Genomic DNA, 15,326 nt, shown 5'->3' on the forward strand with positions numbered 1-15,326 from the left:
GCATGGACCTGTACTGCGTGATGGGCAATCCGGTCGAGCACAGCCGATCGCCATGGATCCATGCGCGCTTTGCCGAACTGACCGGACAGACGCTGGACTACGGCCGCCGGCTGGTGCCGATCGACGGCTTCGATGAAGCGGTGGCCGCCTTTCGCGCCGAGCCGGCCGGCACCGCGCGCGGCTGCAACATCACCGTGCCCTTCAAGTTCGACGCCGCGGCGCTGGCCCAGCACCTGAGCCCGCGCGCAGCGCTGGCGCGCGCCGTCAATGTGCTCCGCTTCAAGGAAGACGGCATTCATGGCGACAACAGCGACGGCGCCGGCCTCGTGAACGACATCACGCTGCATGCGGGCGTGGCGATCGCCGGCAGCGAACTGCTGCTGCTCGGCGCCGGCGGCGCCGCGGCCGGCGTGCTGGGCCCGCTGCTGGAAGCCGGCCCGCGCCGTGTGGTGGTGGCCAATCGCACGCTGGCCAAGGCGATCGCGCTGGTGCAGCGCCATGCGGCGCTCGCGCTGGCGCGCCACGTCACGCTGGAAGCGCAGGAGCTGCATGCGGTGCCCGGCAACTTCGACATCGTGGTGAACGCCACTGCCTCGAGCCTGGCGGGCGGCGAGGTGCCGGTCTCGGCGAGCGTGCTGAAGCCCGGCGCACTGGCGGTCGACATGATGTACGGCCCGGCCGCGGCAGGCTTCATGAACTGGGCGCGCGGCCACGGCGCGGTGCCGCGCGACGGCCTCGGCATGCTGGTCGAGCAGGCGGCCGAGGCCTTCGCGCTCTGGCGCGGGGTGCGCCCGCCGGCGGCGCAGGTGCTGGCCGAGCTGCGCGCCATCGTCGATCGGACGTGACCCCGACGTGAAGGCGATCCTGCGCTGGGCGTTGTGCCTGATCTTCGCGGGCTTCGCGCTCGAAGTCTTCTTCATCGCGCGCATCGCCGCGATGGCGGCGATCGATCCGCAGTCCACCGCCTTCCAGCGCTCCGAGGCCTGGCAGCTCGCAACCCAGGGCCGTAGCAACGGGGAGCGGGATTGGAAGCAGCGCTGGGTGCCTTACTCCCAGATCTCCGACACGCTCAAACGCGCCGTGATCGCGAGCGAGGACGACCAGTTCATCTACCACCAGGGCGTCGAGTGGGAGGCCATCGAGCGTGCGCGCCAGCGCAACGCCCAGGCCGAGCGCAGCGCCGCCCGGCGCGCGGCGAAGATGCGCGCACGCGGCAGGGAGCCGCGCCCGCCCCAGCTGCGCGGCGGTTCGACCATCACCCAGCAGCTCGCAAAGAACCTGCTGCTCTCCGGCGAGCGCACGCTGCTGCGCAAGGGCCAGGAGCTGGTGCTGGCCACGGCCCTGGAGCTGCTGCTCGACAAGGAACGCATCCTCGAGATCTACCTCAACAGCGTGGAATGGGGAGAAGGCGTGTTCGGCGCCGAGGCGGCCGCGCAGCACTACTTCAGGAAGCCGGCCGCGCGGCTCAGCGCCGGCGAAGCGGCGCGGCTCGCGGTGATGCTGCCCAGTCCCAAGTTCTACGAACGCCGCTCCGGCTCGGCCTATCTCTCGGGCCGCGCGGCCACGATCGCGGCGCGCATGCCGTCGGCGGAACTGCCCTGAACTCCGGCGCGCGGCCCGTATCATCGCCGCCATGCTTGCAAAGTTCACGGGGTGGGCCCTGCTGGTCGTAATCCGGCTCCTCACCGGCGCCCAGGCGCGCTGGTGGGGCTGCCCGCCCAAGGCCGAGCAGCGCATCTATTTCGCCAACCACCAGAGCCATCTCGACCTGGTGATGATCTGGGCCGCGCTGCCCGAGGAACTGCGCAGCATCACGCGGCCGATCGCGGCGCGCGATTACTGGGCCACGACGCCCTTCAGGCGCTGGATCACGACCGAGGTGTTCAATGCGATCTACGTGGAGCGCGGCGGCAGTGCGCCGGTTCCGCCGCCCGCCGCGACGGCCGCACCGCCCGCACCCGCGGAGCGCATCGAGCCCTCGTTCGACGCCGTCGTGCAAACCGAATTGCCGCTCGCGCCGCCCGTGGCGGAAACCATGGAACCGGCAGCGCCGGTGGCGCCCGGCAGCGCCGAAGCCCTGGCGCCGCTCCAGCCCCTGATCGAAGCGCTGCAGAGCGGCGATTCGATCATCATCTTCCCCGAGGGCACGCGCGGCCACACCGGCGAGCCGCAGAAGTTCAAGTCGGGACTCTTCACGCTGGCCCAGATGTTCCCGGAGGTGGTGCTGGTGCCTGCCTGGATCGACAACGTGCAGCGCGTGATGCCCAAGGGCGAGGTCGTGCCGGTGCCCATTCTGTGTTCGGTCACCTTCGGCGAGCCGGTCCGCCTCGAAGAAGCCGAAGAGCGCCGGCCTTTCCTCGACCGGGCGCGCGAGGCGGTCGTCGCGCTGCGCTACGTATGAACGAATACCTGCGCCATCTCGCCCCGAACCACCAGGTCGCGGCCCTGTTCCTGATCGTCTTCGGCCTGCTTGTCGTCGTCAGCACCGTGGCCTTCCTGCTCACCTTCAGGGAGCGCCGCAACCCGGTGCACGACGAGACCTGGCAGCGCGAGCTGCTGCACTTCCTCACCCTGCTGCGCACCACCTGGATCATGGTGGTGATCTTCTGGATCGGCTGGGCGCTGGGCGAAACGGTCGCGACTGTGCTGTTCGCGCTGATCTCTTTCTTCGCGCTGCGCGAGTTCATCACGCTGTCGCCGACGCGGCGCGGCGACCACCGCAGCCTGATCCTGGCCTTCTTCCTCGTGCTGCCGATCCAGTTCTGGCTGGTCGCGACCGCGCACTTCGACCTGTTCACCGTGTTCATCCCGGTCTACGTGTTCATCGCGATTCCCGTGGTGAGCGCGCTGGCCGACGATCCCCACCACTTCCTGGAGCGCAACGCCAAGCTGCAGTGGGGCATCATGGTCTGCGTCTACGGCATGAGCCACGTGCCGGCGCTGCTCCTGCTCTCCTTCCCGGGCTACGAAGGCAAGAGCGCCTTCCTTGTGTTCTTCTTGGTGTTCGTGGTGCAGACCTGCGTGCTGACGCAGCATCTGATCTCGCGGCGCAGCACCATGCCCGCGGATGCCTCCGCGCCGGCATCCGAGGAGCAGCCCACGGGCTGGCTCGGCAAGCTCGGGCGCCGGCTGTTCCGGCAGGAGCCCGTCGCACCCCACGTGAGCCGCAGCTTCAACTGGACCAGCTGGGCGATCGGCATGGGCATCGCGAGCCTGGTCGGCGCGCTGTTCTCTTTCATCACGCCCTTCAGGTTCGGCCAGGCGCTCGCGGTGTCGCTGATCGCCTGCGTCGCCGGCTCGATGGGCCACCTCGTGATGAAGGCGCTCAAGCGCGACCGCGGCATTCCCAACTGGGGCCAGCGCGGCGTCGGCGTGACCGGCGCGAACGGCCTGCTGGACCGCGTCGATGCGCTGTGCTTCGCGGCGCCGGTGTTCTTCCATTCGGTGCGCTGGTATTTCAATCTATGACAGCCCCCCGGCTTGCCACTGCGTGTGCTTCGCCACCCCCCGAGGGGGAGGCTCGGCCGCCTTGGGGCGGCCCGGCGGCGGCCGACTTATGAGAATCCTCGGCGTCGACCCCGGCCTGCAGACCACCGGCTTCGGCGTGGTGGACATGGACGGCCATGCGCTGCGCTACGTCGCGAGCGGCACCATCAGCACCAAGCGCGTGGCGCAGGGCGAGTTGCCGGCCCGGCTCAAGGTGCTGTTCGACGGCATCGGCGAGATCGTCGAGCGCTACAAGCCCGACGCCGCCGCGGTGGAGATCGTGTTCGTCAACGTCAACCCGCAATCGACGCTGCTGCTCGGACAGGCGCGCGGCGCCTGCCTCACGGCGCTGGTGACGAGCAACCTGTCGGTGGCCGAATACACGGCGCTGCAGATGAAGCAGGCCGTCGCGGGCCACGGCAAGGCCGCGAAGGCGCAAGTGCAGGAGATGGTCAAGCGCCTGCTGCATCTGCCCGGCCTGCCCGGCAGCGATGCGGCCGATGCGCTCGGCATCGCGATCACGCATGCCCATGTCGGCAGCTCGATGGCCCGGCTCGGCCAGGCCGCGGTGCTCGCACGCAGCACCAGCGGGATGTATCGGCAGGGGCGGACGCGTTAGGCCGTCGCTGCGGGGGCCGGAATCAGACCGCGCGTTCGGCGATCAGCACCGCAAAGAAACCGAAGGCCGCCAGCAGCGTCCACTTGAGCACGATCCAGCCGAAGCGCTTGTACTTGGGCTGGCCGGTACCGGCATAGAAAGCGAAGGAAATGCCGGCCACCAGCAAAAGCAGCAGGATGGCCCAGCGGAACAGCAGCATCTGTTGGGAGCTCGGGGCTACCAGGCGCGGGCGACTTCGGCGAAGCCGGCGGGCGCGTGGCTCTGGTCGTCGAAAGTGACGATCTCGTAGGCGTCTTCGTGCGCGAGCAGTTCGCGCAGCAGCTTGTTGTTGAGCGCATGGCCCGAGCGGAAGGCGCTGTAGGCCGCGAGCAGCGGCCGGCCGATGACGTAGAGGTCGCCCATGGCGTCGAGGATCTTGTGCTTGACAAACTCGTCGTCGTAGCGCAGTCCGCCCGCATTGAGCACCTTGGTGTCGTCCATCACGATCGCGTTGTCGAGCCCGCCGCCGAGCGCCAGGCCCTTGGAGCGCATGTACTCGAATTCCTTGGTGAAGCCGAAGGTGCGTGCGCGCGCGATGTCGCGGCTGTAGGAGCCCGAGCCCAGATCGAACTCGACGCGCTGGCCGGTCGAATTGACCACGCGGTGATCGAAATCGATCTCGAAGCTGAGCTTGTAGCCGTGGTAGGGCGAAAGCCGCGCCCACTTCGTATCGGCCCCCTCGCCCTCGCGCACCTCGACTGGCCGGGTGACGCGGATGAAGCGGCGCGGCGCGTTCTGCAGCTCGATGCCTGCGCTTTGCAGCAGGAACACGAAGGACGATGCCGAACCGTCGAGGATCGGCACCTCGTCGGCCGTGATGTCGATCAGGAGGTTGTCGATGCCCAGGCCCGCGCAGGCCGACATCAGGTGCTCGATCGTCTGGACCTTGGCGCCCTTGGACGACACGGTGGATGCCAGACGCGTGTCAGTGACGGATTCAGCTCGAATCGGGATCTCCACCGGCTCGGGCAGGTCGACGCGGCGGAACACGATGCCGGCATCGATCGGCGCTGGCCTGAGGGTGAGTTCCACGCGGTGGCCGCTGTGCAGCCCCATGCCGACGGCACGGGTGATGGATTTGAGGGTACGTTGTTGGAGCACGGCAGCGATTTTAGGAGGGCGAGGCGCCCGGCGTGCCGTGCGCCTCGCTATCTCCGCAATAGCCGTCATGCCGTCCGCCGCCGGGCCGCCCCAAGGCGGACGCGGCCCCCTAGGGGGGCAGCGAGGACACGAAGCGCCGAGCGTGGGGGCAACATCAGTCAGTCGGCTTGCCGGCGCAGGAAGGCGGGAATCTCGAAATCGTCCATCCCACCCGACGACAGCGCATCCACCTTGGCCGCGGCCATGGTGCGGTTGGTGCGCCACACGCTGGGCACCGCCATGCCGTCGTAGTTGGGCTGGCCGCCGGCATGTCCGTGGCCCGCGCCGCCCAGCGTCGGCACGTTGAACGGGATGTTGTCGGTGCCGGTGCGGATCACTTCCAGCGTCGGCGCCTGGCGGCGCGCATCCGCGCGCGACAGGCCGGTCGCGACCACGGTCACGCGCATCTCGTCGCCCAGGTTGTCGTCGTAGGCGGCACCGTAGATCACGTGCGCGTCGGGCGAAGCGTAGGCGCGGATGGTGTTCATCGCGAGCTTCGATTCGCTCAGCTTCAACGAGGACTTCGACGCCGTCACCAGCACCAACACGCCCTTGGCGCCCGACAGGTCGATGCCTTCGAGCAGCGGGCAGGCCACGGCCTGTTCGGCGGCGATGCGCGCGCGGTCCGGACCGGCGGCCGCGGCGGTGCCCATCATGGCCTTGCCGGGCTCTCCCATCACGGTGCGCACGTCCTCGAAGTCGACGTTGACGCCGCCGTACTCGTTGATGATTTCCGAGATGCCGCCGACCGCGTTCTTGAGCACGTCGTTGGCATGCGCGAAGGCCTCGTCCTGCGTGACATCCTCGCCCAGCACGTCGAGCAGCTTCTCGTTCAGCACCACGATCAGCGAATCGACATTCGCCTCGAGCTCGGCCAGGCCGGCGTCGGCGTTGGTCATGCGGCGCCCGCCCTCCCAGTCGAAGGGCTTGGTCACCACGCCCACCGTGAGAATGCCCATTTCCTTGGCCACCCGCGCGATCACCGGTGCCGCGCCGGTGCCGGTGCCGCCGCCCATGCCGGCCGTGATGAACAGCATGTGCGCACCCGCGATGGCTTCGCGGATGTCGTCGATCGCAGCCTCGGCGGCGTCGCGTCCCTTCTCGGGCTTGCTGCCGGCGCCCAGCCCGTTGGTGCCGAGCTGGATGGTCTTGTGCGCGTTGCTGCGCGAGAGCGCCTGCGCATCGGTGTTGGCGCAGACGAACTGAACGCCCTGTACGCCGCGCTCCATCATGTGCGCGACCGCATTGCCGCCGCCGCCGCCGACGCCGATCACCTTGATCTGCGTGCCCTGGTTGAACTCTTCGATTTCGATCATTTCGATGGCCATTTCTGACTCCTTGAATATTTGCAGTTGCCGTGTGTATGAATGAATTTTTTTGGGAACCGTCAAGGTTCGAGCGGTGGGCCGGTTCGTCGCCATCGCTCGTTGAAGTGACGCTGCGGACTTCCTCGCGCTAGCCAGAGTGGGTAGAAGTTCATGATCAGAAGTTCCCCACGATGAAGTCTTTGAAGCGTCCGAAAGCTGTCTTTACGGAACCGTTCTTCTGCGCGACCTTGAAGCCGCGCAGCCGTGCGTAGCGCGCCTCTTCGAGCAGGCCCATCACGGTCGCGGCGCGCGGCTGCGCGACCATGTCCGACAGTGCGCTCGAATACTTCGGGATGCCGCGCCGCACCGGCTTCAGGAAGATGTCCTCGCCGAGCTCGACCATGCCGGGCATCACGGCGCTGCCGCCGGTCAGCACCACGCCCGAGGAGAGCACCTCTTCATAGCCCGACTCGCGCACCACCTGCTGCACCAGCGAAAAAATCTCTTCCACCCGCGGCTCAATCACGCCGGCCAGCGCCTGCTTGCTCAGCATGCGCGGCCCGCGGTCGCCCAGGCCGGGCACTTCGACCTGCGTGTCCGGATCGGCCAGGAGCTGCTTGGCGTAGCCGTTCTCGACCTTGATGTCCTCGGCGTCCTTGGTCGGCGTGCGCAACGCCATCGCGATGTCGCTGGTGATGAGGTCGCCGGCGATCGGGATCACCGCCGTGTGGCGGATCGCACCATTGGTGAAGATCGCGACGTCGGTGGTGCCGGCGCCGATGTCGACCAGCACCACGCCCAGCTCGCGCTCGTCCTCGGTCAGCACCGCCTGGCTGGAGGCCAGCGGATTCAGCATCAGCTGGTCGACCTCCAGGCCGCAGCGGCGCACGCACTTGATGATGTTCTCGGCCGCGCTCTGGGCGCCGGTGACGATGTGCACCTTGGCCTCGAGGCGCATGCCGCTCATTCCGATCGGCTCCTTCACGTCCTGGCCGTCGATCACGAACTCCTGCGGCTCCACCAGGAGCAGGCGCTGGTCGCTCGAAATGTTGATCGCGCGCGCCGTCTCCACCACGCGGGCCACATCGGCCTGCGTGACTTCCTTGTCCTTGACCGCGACCATGCCGCTCGAGTTGATGCCGCGGATGTGGCTGCCGGTGATGCCGGTGTAGACGCGGCTGATCTTGCAGTCGGCCATCAGCTCGGCTTCCTTGAGCGCCTGCTGGATGCTCTGCACGGTGGCGTCGATGTTCACCACCACCCCGCGCTTGAGCCCGTTGCTGGGCGCGATGCCGAGTCCGGCCAGCTTGAGCTCGCCGTTGGCCAGCACCTCGGCCACCACCGCCATCACCTTGGCGGTGCCGATGTCGAGTCCGACAACCAGGTCTTTGTATTCCTTGGACATGAAGTTTCCTCAGTTCCTATTTCTTCTTGGGGTCGGTGACGACCGTGGTGACACCGCGCAGGCGCAGCGCGTAGCCCTCGTTGTGCCGCAAGTCGGCACCCTCGACCGAAGCGACGGTGCGCCCGTACTGCCGCGCAACCGGCGCCACCGTGACCAGAAAACGCTGCGTGCGCGCCGCCACTTCTTCGCTCTGCCCGCGGCCGAGCTCGATCGCCGCCCCCGTATCCAGCACCGCCCGCCAGCTGCCGCGGCCCGACAGCGTGAGCGCGTCGATCGACAGCTCGTAGGGCGCGAACAGCGGCTGCAGCACGCGGTACATGCCCAGCACCTGGCCGGCCTGCCCGGTCGGGCCGTCCAGCCGCGGCAGGCTGTCGTCGACCTCGGCCACGTTGGCCTCGAACACTTCGCCGAAGCCGTTGACGAGCCGCGACTGCGCCTCGTCGCCCCAATGCGCGACCGGCACATGCTCGGTGAGCGTGGCGCGCAGCTTGTTCGGGAACTCGCGCCGCACCACCGCCTTGCGCACCCAGGGCACGGCCTCGAAGGCGGCACGCGCACGCGCCAGGTCGACCGTGAAGAAGTTGCCCGCGAGCTGGGGTGCGACGTTGGCGCGCAGCGTGACCGCGTTGTTGTGCGTGACCTCGCCGTCGACCTTGATGCCGGCCAGCGGGAAGAAGGGTTGGCGCAGCACCCACCATGCGCCCGCCGCCAGCAGCACGAGCGCGAACAACGCGTACACCAGGGTCGCGGTCACGTTCATGAGCTTGACGTCGAAGGGCACGGGAATGCTGCTGGTGGCCATTTAGATCTCCCCCAGGCTGCGCCGCTGCGCGGATTCGCCACCCCCCTCGCAAGCGAGGGGACGAGCACTTTCGGGCGGCCATGCAGTGCTCATCACATCTCCGCCTTCGAGTCGAGGGTGGCCGATGCCAGCACGCGCAGGCACAGGTCTTCGTAGGAGATGCCGGCCGCGCGCGCCGACATGGGCACCAGCGAATGGCTGGTCATGCCCGGCGAGGTGTTCATCTCGAGCAGGAAGGGCTTGCGATCGCTGGCGCGGATCATCAGGTCGGCGCGGCCCCAGCCGCGGCAGCCGAGCTGGTGGTAGGCCGCCAGCGTGATGCGCCGGATCTCCTGCTCTTCCGCATCGGGCAGGCCGCTCGGGCAGTGGTACTTCACGTCGTCGGTGAAGTACTTGTTCTGGTAGTCGTAGGCGCCTTCGGGCGCGGCGATGCGCACCACCGGCAGCGCCTCGGCGCCGAGGCCGCCGCCGAGCACGGCGCAGGTGACTTCCTCGCCCTCGATGAACTCCTCGCAGAGCACGTCGGTGTCGTAGCCGACGGCCAGCGTCACGGCGTCCTGCATCTGCGAGTAGCCCTCGACCTTGGTCACGCCGATGGAGGAGCCCTCGCGCGGCGGCTTCACGATCAGCGGCAGGCCCAGCACGTCGGGCACGGCCAGCACCTGTTCGCGGCTCTGCTGGTCGAAGGCCAGGCGCACATAGCGCGGCGTCGGCAGGCCGTCGGCCTGCCAGATGCGCTTGGTCATGACCTTGTCCATTGCCACGCTCGAGGCCATCACGCCCGAGCCGGTGTAGGGAATGCCCAGCAGCTCCAGCGCGCCCTGCACCGTGCCGTCTTCGCCGTGGCGGCCGTGCAGCACGACGAAGCAGCGCGCGAAGCCTTCGTGCTTGAGCTCGACCAGCTCGCGCTCGGCCGGATCGAAGGCATGGGCGTCGACGCCGCGCGAGCGCAGCGCCTCCAGCACGCCGGTGCCCGACATGATGGAAATTTCGCGTTCGGCCGACGTGCCGCCGAAAAGCACGGCCACCTTGCCGAAGTCTTGCGGGTTCACAGTGCCCTCCCTTCGCGCGTGAAGCGCTCCGATTTTTTGGAAGAGGCCGCGCCGCCGAGCTCGACCACCTTGGCGGGCACGGCGCCGATCGAGCCCGCGCCCATGCAGATCACCACGTCGCCCTCGCGCGCGTTGTCGAGGATCGCCTGCGGCATCGCGGCGATCTCGTCGACGAACACCGGCTCCACCTTGCCCGCCACGCGCAGCGCGCGTGCCAGCGAGCGGCCGTCGGCGGCCACGATCGGCGCTTCGCCGGCCGCATAGACCTCGCCCAGCAGCACCGCGTCTGCCGCACCGATGACCTTGATGAAATCCTCGAAGCAGTCGCGCGTGCGGGTGAAGCGGTGCGGCTGGAAAGCCAGCACCAGGCGCCGCGCCGGAAAGGCGCCGCGCGCGGCGGCGATGGTGGCCGCCATCTCGACCGGGTGGTGGCCGTAGTCGTCGATCAGCGTGAAGCTGCCCGGCCCGTGCGCGCGCGGCAGCTTGACCTCGCCGTAGCGCTGGAAGCGCCGGCCCACGCCCTTGAAGTCGGCCAGGCCGCGCTGCACCGCCTCGTCGGGCACGTTGAGCTCGACCGCGACCGCGATCACCGCGAGCGCATTGCGCACGTTGTGCTCGCCGGGCAGGTTCAGCACGATGTCCAGGTCCGGTAAGGTGACGCCGTTGCGCCGCTGCGCGGTGAAGTGCATCTGCGCGCCGACCGCGCGCACGTTGACCGCGCGCACCTGGGCGTCCTCGCCGAAGCCGTAGCTGGTGACCGGGCAGGACACCTCGGTCACGATCTCGCGCACCGCCGGATCGTCGGTGCAGAGGATCGCCGTGCCGTAGAAAGGCATGCGGTGCAGGAAATCGACGAAGGCCTTCTTGAGCTTCGCGAAATCGTGCCCGTAGGTCTCCATGTGGTCGGCATCGATGTTCGTGACCACCGCCATCACCGGCAGCAGGTTCAGGAAGGAGGCGTCCGACTCGTCGGCCTCCACCACGATGTAGTCGCCACTGCCGAGCTGCGCATTGGCGCCGGCGCTGTTGAGCCGGCCGCCGATGACGAAGGTGGGGTCGAGCCCGGCTGCCGCGAGCACGCTGGCGACCAGGCTGGTGGTCGTGGTCTTGCCGTGCGTGCCGGCGATCGCGATGCCCTGCTTGAGCCGCATCAGCTCGGCCAGCATCAGCGCGCGCGGCACCACCGGGATGCGCTTCTCGCGCGCGGCGACGACCTCGGGGTTGTCGGCATGCACGGCGGTGGAAGTCACGACCGCGTCGGCGCCCGCGATGTTCGCCGCGTCGTGGCCCACGAAGGTGGCGATGCCCAGGCCCGCGAGCCGCTTGAGCGTCGCGCTGTCGGCCAGGTCGGAACCGGTGATCCTGTAGCCCAGATTGAACAGCACCTCGGCGATGCCGCTCATGCCCGAGCCGCCGATACCGACGAAGTGGATATGACGGATCGCGTGCTTCATTTGACAAGCTCCTCACAGGCCTGCACGAGCACGTCGACCGCCTCGGTTTTCTGCATCGTCTTGGCCTTCACGGCGCGTTCCATGAGCGCAGGGCGCCCGGTTTTCTGTAGCAAATCGGCCAGCAATTCGGGAGTCAATTCGGTTTGTTGAACGAGCCAGCCGCCGCCCGCGTCGACAAGGAAGCGGGCATTGGTGGTCTGGTGGTCGTCCACGGCGGATGGGAAAGGCACGAACAGCGCAGCTGCGCCGACGGCCGCGATTTCGGTGACGGTGCTCGCGCCGGCGCGCGCGACGATCAGGTCGGCATCGGCGTAGGCGCTGGCGGTGTCTTCGATGAAAGGGGTGAGCTCGCCCTCGACGCCGGCGGCCGCATAGTTGGCGCGCAGTTCGTCGATCTGCTTGGCGCCGCTCTGGTGCGTGACCGTCGGGCGCTGCTCGGCTGCGATGCGCGCAAGCGCCTTCGGCACCACGGCGTTGAGCGCCTTCGCGCCCAGGCTGCCGCCGACCACCAGCAGCTTGAGCGGACCGCTGCGCCCGTTGAAGCGCACGGCCGGATGCGGCTGCGAGGTGAAGGCCGCGCGCAGCGGGTTGCCGATCCACTGGGCCTTCTTCATCACGTTCGGGAAAGCGGTGAAGACGCGGTCCGCCACGCTGGCAAGCACCTTGTTGGCAAGCCCGGCGACCGAGTTCTGCTCGTGCAGCACCAGCGGCTTGTTGAGCAGCACGCTCATCATGCCGCCGGGAAAGGTGATGTAGCCGCCGAGGCCGACGACCACATCGGGCTTGACGCGGCGAACGACGGCGATGCTCTGCAGGAAGGCGCGCAAGAGGCGCATCGGCAGCAGGAACAGCGTGACCGGCCCCTTGCCGCGCACGCCGCCGAACTGCACCGGCTCGAAGGCGAAGCCGCGCGGCGGCACGAGCTTCTCTTCCATGCTGCCGGGCGCGCCCAGCCAGTGCACGCGCCAGCCGCGATCGCGCAGGGCTTCGGCGACGGCCAGCCCCGGGAAGATGTGCCCGCCGGTGCCGCCGGCCATCACGAGCGCGGTGCGGCTCATACGCGGCCTCCGCGCATGAGAACTCTGTTCTCGTAGTCGATGCGCAGCACGATCGCGAGCGCGACCACGTTCATCAGGATGGCCGAGCCGCCGAAGCTCATCAGCGGCAAGGTCAGTCCCTTGGTCGGCAGCGCGCCGAGGTTCACGCCCATGTTGATGAAGGCCTGGAAGCCGATCCAGATGCCGACGCCCTGCGCCACCAGGCCGGAGAACACGCGGTCGAGCGCGATCGCCTGGCGGCCGATGTGCATGATGCGACGCGTCAGCCAGAGGAAGAGGCCGATCGCCAGCAGGACGCCGACCAGGCCGAACTCCTCGCCGATCACCGCAAGCAGGAAGTCGGTGTGCGCCTCGGGCAGCCAGTGCAGCTTCTCGACGCTGCCGCCCAGGCCGACGCCGAAGATCTCGCCGCGCCCGATCGCGATCAGCGAGTGCGACAGCTGGTAGCCCTTGCCCAGCGCGTGCTCTTCGCTCCATGGATCGAGGTAGGCGAAGATGCGCTCGCGCCGCCACGGACTGGTGGCCACGATGGCGCCGAAGGCGACCACCACCAGCGCGGCGATCACGAAGAACATGCGCGCGTTGACGCCGCCGAGGAACAGGATGCCCATCGCGATCACCGCGATCACCATGAAAGCGCCCATGTCGGGCTCCGCCATCACCAGCATGCCGACCACCACCACCGCGATGCCCATCGGCAGCACGGCGCGGAAGAAGCGTTCCTTGATCTCCATCTTGCGCACCATGTAGCTGGCGGCGTAGAGGATCATCGCGAGCTTGGCCAGCTCCGAGGGCTGGAAGCGCATGAAGCCCATCGGCAGCCAGCGGCGCGCGCCGTTGACGTTGATGCCGATGTGCGGAATCAGCACCGCCACCAGCAGCAGCAGCGAGGCCACGAAGAGCCAGGGCGCCGCGCGCTCCCAGGCCGCCATCGGGATCTGGAAGGCCAGCAGTGCGGCGATGAAGGCGATCGCCACCGAAGCCGCATGGCGCGTGAGGAAGAAGGCCGGCCCGTAGCCCTGGCGCGCGAAGCGCGGGTTGTCCGGCAGCGCGATCGAGGCCGAGTAGACCATCACCAGGCCCCAGGCCAGCAATGCGACCGTGACCCAGACCAGCGCCTGGTCGAAGCCCAGCACGCGCACCGGCGCCGCCTTGGTCTGTGTCATGCCGGCATTGCCGAGGCGCACCGGCAGGTGCATGGGCAGCGCGTCGACGCCGCTCGTGGCGCGGCCGAACCAGCCGGCGAAGCGGCTGGTCTTGTTCGGCGTGGCTGCGGCGGACGTGCTCATTCCGTGCCCTCCGCGCTGCGCGGCGACTCGGCGAGCTCCTGCACCGCGTCGCAGAACACCGCCGCGCGGTGCGCATAGTCCTTGAACATGTCGAAGCTCGCACAGGCCGGCGACAGCAGCACAGCATCGCCGGGGTGCGCGCGGCCCGCAGCCAGCGTCACGGCTTCGGGCAGCGAGGCGGCCGCGAGCAGCGGCACGCCGGTCGATCCCAGCGCGGCTTCGATCAGCGGCGCGTCGCGGCCGATCAGCACCACGGCGCGCGCGTACTGGCGCACCGGCGCCGCGAGCGGCGTGAAGTCCTGGCCCTTGCCCTCGCCGCCGAGGATCACGACCAGACGGCGCTCTTCGCCCAGCCCGATCAGGGCCGCGACCGTCGCGCCCACGTTGGTGCCCTTGCTGTCGTCGAAGTACTCGACCTCGTCGACGATCGCAACCGGCTCGACCCGGTGCGGCTCGCCGCGGTATTCGCGCAGGCCGTAGAGCATGGGCGCGAGCTGGCAGCCGGCCGCGGTGGCGAGCGCGAGCGCCGCCAGCGCGTTGAGGGCGTTGTGCCGGCCGCGGATGCGCAGCGCATCGGCCGGCATCAGGCGCTGGATATGGATCTCTTCCTCTTCAGCCGCGGCGCCGCGCTTGCGCTTCTGCGTCTCGTCGGCTTCCAGCGCGCGCACCAGCCAGGGCATTCCATTCAACCGTTCGAGCCCGTAGTCGCCGGGACGCAGCGGCATGCCGGCGCCGAAGGTGACGATGCTGCGCGGCGCCTGCCCCTTGGCCAGCTTGACCGGCGCCGGCCGCATCGCCATCACCGCGTCATCCTCGCGGTTGAGCACCATCGTGCCGCTGGTGCCGAAGATGCGCGCCTTGGCCGCGGCGTAAGAAGCCATGTCGCCATGCCAGTCGAGGTGGTCCTGCGTCAGGTTGAGCACCGCGGCCGCGGTCGGCTCGAAGCCCTGCACGCCGTCGAGCTGGAAGCTCGAGAGCTCGAGCACCCACACCTCGGGCAGCGTGCCGGCGTCGATGTGCGCGGCCAGCGTGTCGAGCAGGGTCGGGCCGATGTTGCCGGCCACCGCGACCGTCTTGCCGGCGCGTTCCACCAGTTGGCCCGCGAGCGCGGTGACCGTGGTCTTGCCGTTGGTGCCGGTCACGGCCAGCAGCGCCGGGGTGTAGCCCTTGGGCGCCGGCGGGACAGGCACGAGGATGGGGGTGGGCGCTTCGGCGTCGTCGTCGTCCTCCTCGATGGGAGCGGATGGCGCCTCGTCGACCGGCTGCACGTCCTGGGACGCCGCCCCCTCGACCGGCATGTCGACGACTTCTTCGACGGTCTCGACCGCGCGCAGGTCTGCCAGCGCGCGCGCGAACAGATCGAGCTCGCCGCCCACGGGCAGGCCCATGGCGCGCGCCGCGTCGACCACCACCGCGATCGAGGCCGGCGACAGCCCCGGCGAGCGGTAGACCGCACGCACCGAGGTTCCCTCGACCAACGCGGCCGAGAACGGGCCGCCGACGAAAACCGCCTCGGGCAGTTCGGCAAGCAGCGCATCGCGCTGCGGCGGCACCTCGCGCGTGTCGGCCACGGTGACCGTCGCGCCGTGGCGCGCGCACCAGCGCGCCATCGCCAGGCCCGAGGCGCCCAGGCCCAGGATCAGCACGTGTTGGTCTTGAAGATGCCGCATGTGTC

Annotated in this window: 15 protein-coding genes; 5 read left to right on the forward strand and 10 right to left on the reverse strand. The window is 69.0% G+C overall.

The window, feature by feature from the left end; all coding sequences use genetic code 11:
- Positions 1 to 2 precede the first annotated feature (2 nt).
- The 5 genes from aroE (at position 3) to ruvC (ending at position 4,105) form a co-directional block, all read left to right on the forward strand.
- Complete coding sequence (aroE, locus tag AC3A6B_RS14250; protein ID WP_487837343.1) at positions 3 to 845, forward strand: shikimate dehydrogenase; 843 nt, start codon at positions 3 to 5, stop codon at positions 843 to 845.
- A gap of 7 nt (positions 846 to 852) precedes the next feature.
- Entirely contained in the window at positions 853 to 1,602 is a 750-nt protein-coding gene (mtgA, locus tag AC3A6B_RS14255; RefSeq protein WP_487837344.1) for a monofunctional biosynthetic peptidoglycan transglycosylase, read from the forward strand.
- A 31-nt stretch (positions 1,603 to 1,633) separates the two neighbouring features.
- Entirely contained in the window at positions 1,634 to 2,401 is a 768-nt protein-coding gene (locus AC3A6B_RS14260) for a lysophospholipid acyltransferase family protein (protein WP_487837345.1), read from the forward strand.
- Complete coding sequence (locus tag AC3A6B_RS14265; protein WP_487837346.1) at positions 2,398 to 3,468, forward strand: phosphatidate cytidylyltransferase; 1,071 nt, start codon at positions 2,398 to 2,400, stop codon at positions 3,466 to 3,468. Before AC3A6B_RS14260 ends, AC3A6B_RS14265 begins: the two co-directional genes overlap by 4 nt.
- An 88-nt stretch (positions 3,469 to 3,556) precedes the next feature.
- Positions 3,557 to 4,105 carry a crossover junction endodeoxyribonuclease RuvC gene (gene ruvC, locus AC3A6B_RS14270; RefSeq protein WP_487837347.1) on the forward strand — a complete coding sequence of 183 codons (549 nt, stop codon included), beginning with the start codon at positions 3,557 to 3,559 and terminating at the stop codon, positions 4,103 to 4,105.
- Positions 4,106 to 4,127: 22 nt separating this feature from the next.
- Here ruvC and AC3A6B_RS14275 read toward each other — a convergent pair whose 3' ends face one another.
- From AC3A6B_RS14275 to murD, 10 genes are all read right to left on the reverse strand, one after another.
- Entirely contained in the window at positions 4,128 to 4,304 is a 177-nt protein-coding gene (locus tag AC3A6B_RS14275; RefSeq protein ID WP_487837348.1) for a hypothetical protein, read from the reverse strand.
- Between the two features lie 17 nt (positions 4,305 to 4,321).
- A complete protein-coding gene (gene lpxC, locus AC3A6B_RS14280; protein ID WP_487837349.1) occupies positions 4,322 to 5,245 on the reverse strand; it encodes a UDP-3-O-acyl-N-acetylglucosamine deacetylase in 924 nt (307 codons plus the stop codon).
- A 158-nt stretch (positions 5,246 to 5,403) separates the two neighbouring features.
- Entirely contained in the window at positions 5,404 to 6,612 is a 1,209-nt protein-coding gene (gene ftsZ, locus AC3A6B_RS14285; RefSeq protein WP_487837350.1) for a cell division protein FtsZ, read from the reverse strand.
- A gap of 154 nt (positions 6,613 to 6,766) precedes the next feature.
- Positions 6,767 to 7,996: a cell division protein FtsA gene (ftsA, locus tag AC3A6B_RS14290; RefSeq protein WP_214682263.1), complete on the reverse strand. Its 1,230-nt coding sequence runs from the start codon at positions 7,994 to 7,996 to the stop codon at positions 6,767 to 6,769.
- Positions 7,997 to 8,012: 16 nt separating this feature from the next.
- Positions 8,013 to 8,798 carry a cell division protein FtsQ/DivIB gene (locus tag AC3A6B_RS14295; protein WP_487837351.1) on the reverse strand — a complete coding sequence of 262 codons (786 nt, stop codon included), beginning with the start codon at positions 8,796 to 8,798 and terminating at the stop codon, positions 8,013 to 8,015.
- A 92-nt stretch (positions 8,799 to 8,890) separates the two neighbouring features.
- Positions 8,891 to 9,850: a D-alanine--D-alanine ligase gene (locus tag AC3A6B_RS14300; RefSeq protein ID WP_487837352.1), complete on the reverse strand. Its 960-nt coding sequence runs from the start codon at positions 9,848 to 9,850 to the stop codon at positions 8,891 to 8,893.
- Positions 9,847 to 11,304 carry a UDP-N-acetylmuramate--L-alanine ligase gene (murC, locus tag AC3A6B_RS14305; RefSeq protein WP_487837353.1) on the reverse strand — a complete coding sequence of 486 codons (1,458 nt, stop codon included), beginning with the start codon at positions 11,302 to 11,304 and terminating at the stop codon, positions 9,847 to 9,849. Before murC ends, AC3A6B_RS14300 begins: the two co-directional genes overlap by 4 nt.
- Complete coding sequence (gene murG / locus AC3A6B_RS14310) at positions 11,301 to 12,362, reverse strand: undecaprenyldiphospho-muramoylpentapeptide beta-N-acetylglucosaminyltransferase (RefSeq protein WP_487837354.1); 1,062 nt, start codon at positions 12,360 to 12,362, stop codon at positions 11,301 to 11,303. The genes murC and murG overlap by 4 nt, the downstream gene beginning before the upstream one ends.
- Entirely contained in the window at positions 12,359 to 13,651 is a 1,293-nt protein-coding gene (ftsW, locus tag AC3A6B_RS14315) for a putative lipid II flippase FtsW (RefSeq protein WP_487837355.1), read from the reverse strand. Before ftsW ends, murG begins: the two co-directional genes overlap by 4 nt.
- Positions 13,648 to 15,321, reverse strand: a complete 1,674-nt coding sequence (gene murD / locus AC3A6B_RS14320) for a UDP-N-acetylmuramoyl-L-alanine--D-glutamate ligase (RefSeq protein WP_487837356.1) — start codon at positions 15,319 to 15,321, stop codon at positions 13,648 to 13,650. The genes ftsW and murD overlap by 4 nt, the downstream gene beginning before the upstream one ends.
- Between the last annotated feature and the right edge of the window lie 5 nt (positions 15,322 to 15,326).

Source organism: Variovorax sp. Soil_C_33 (assembly GCF_057656935.1).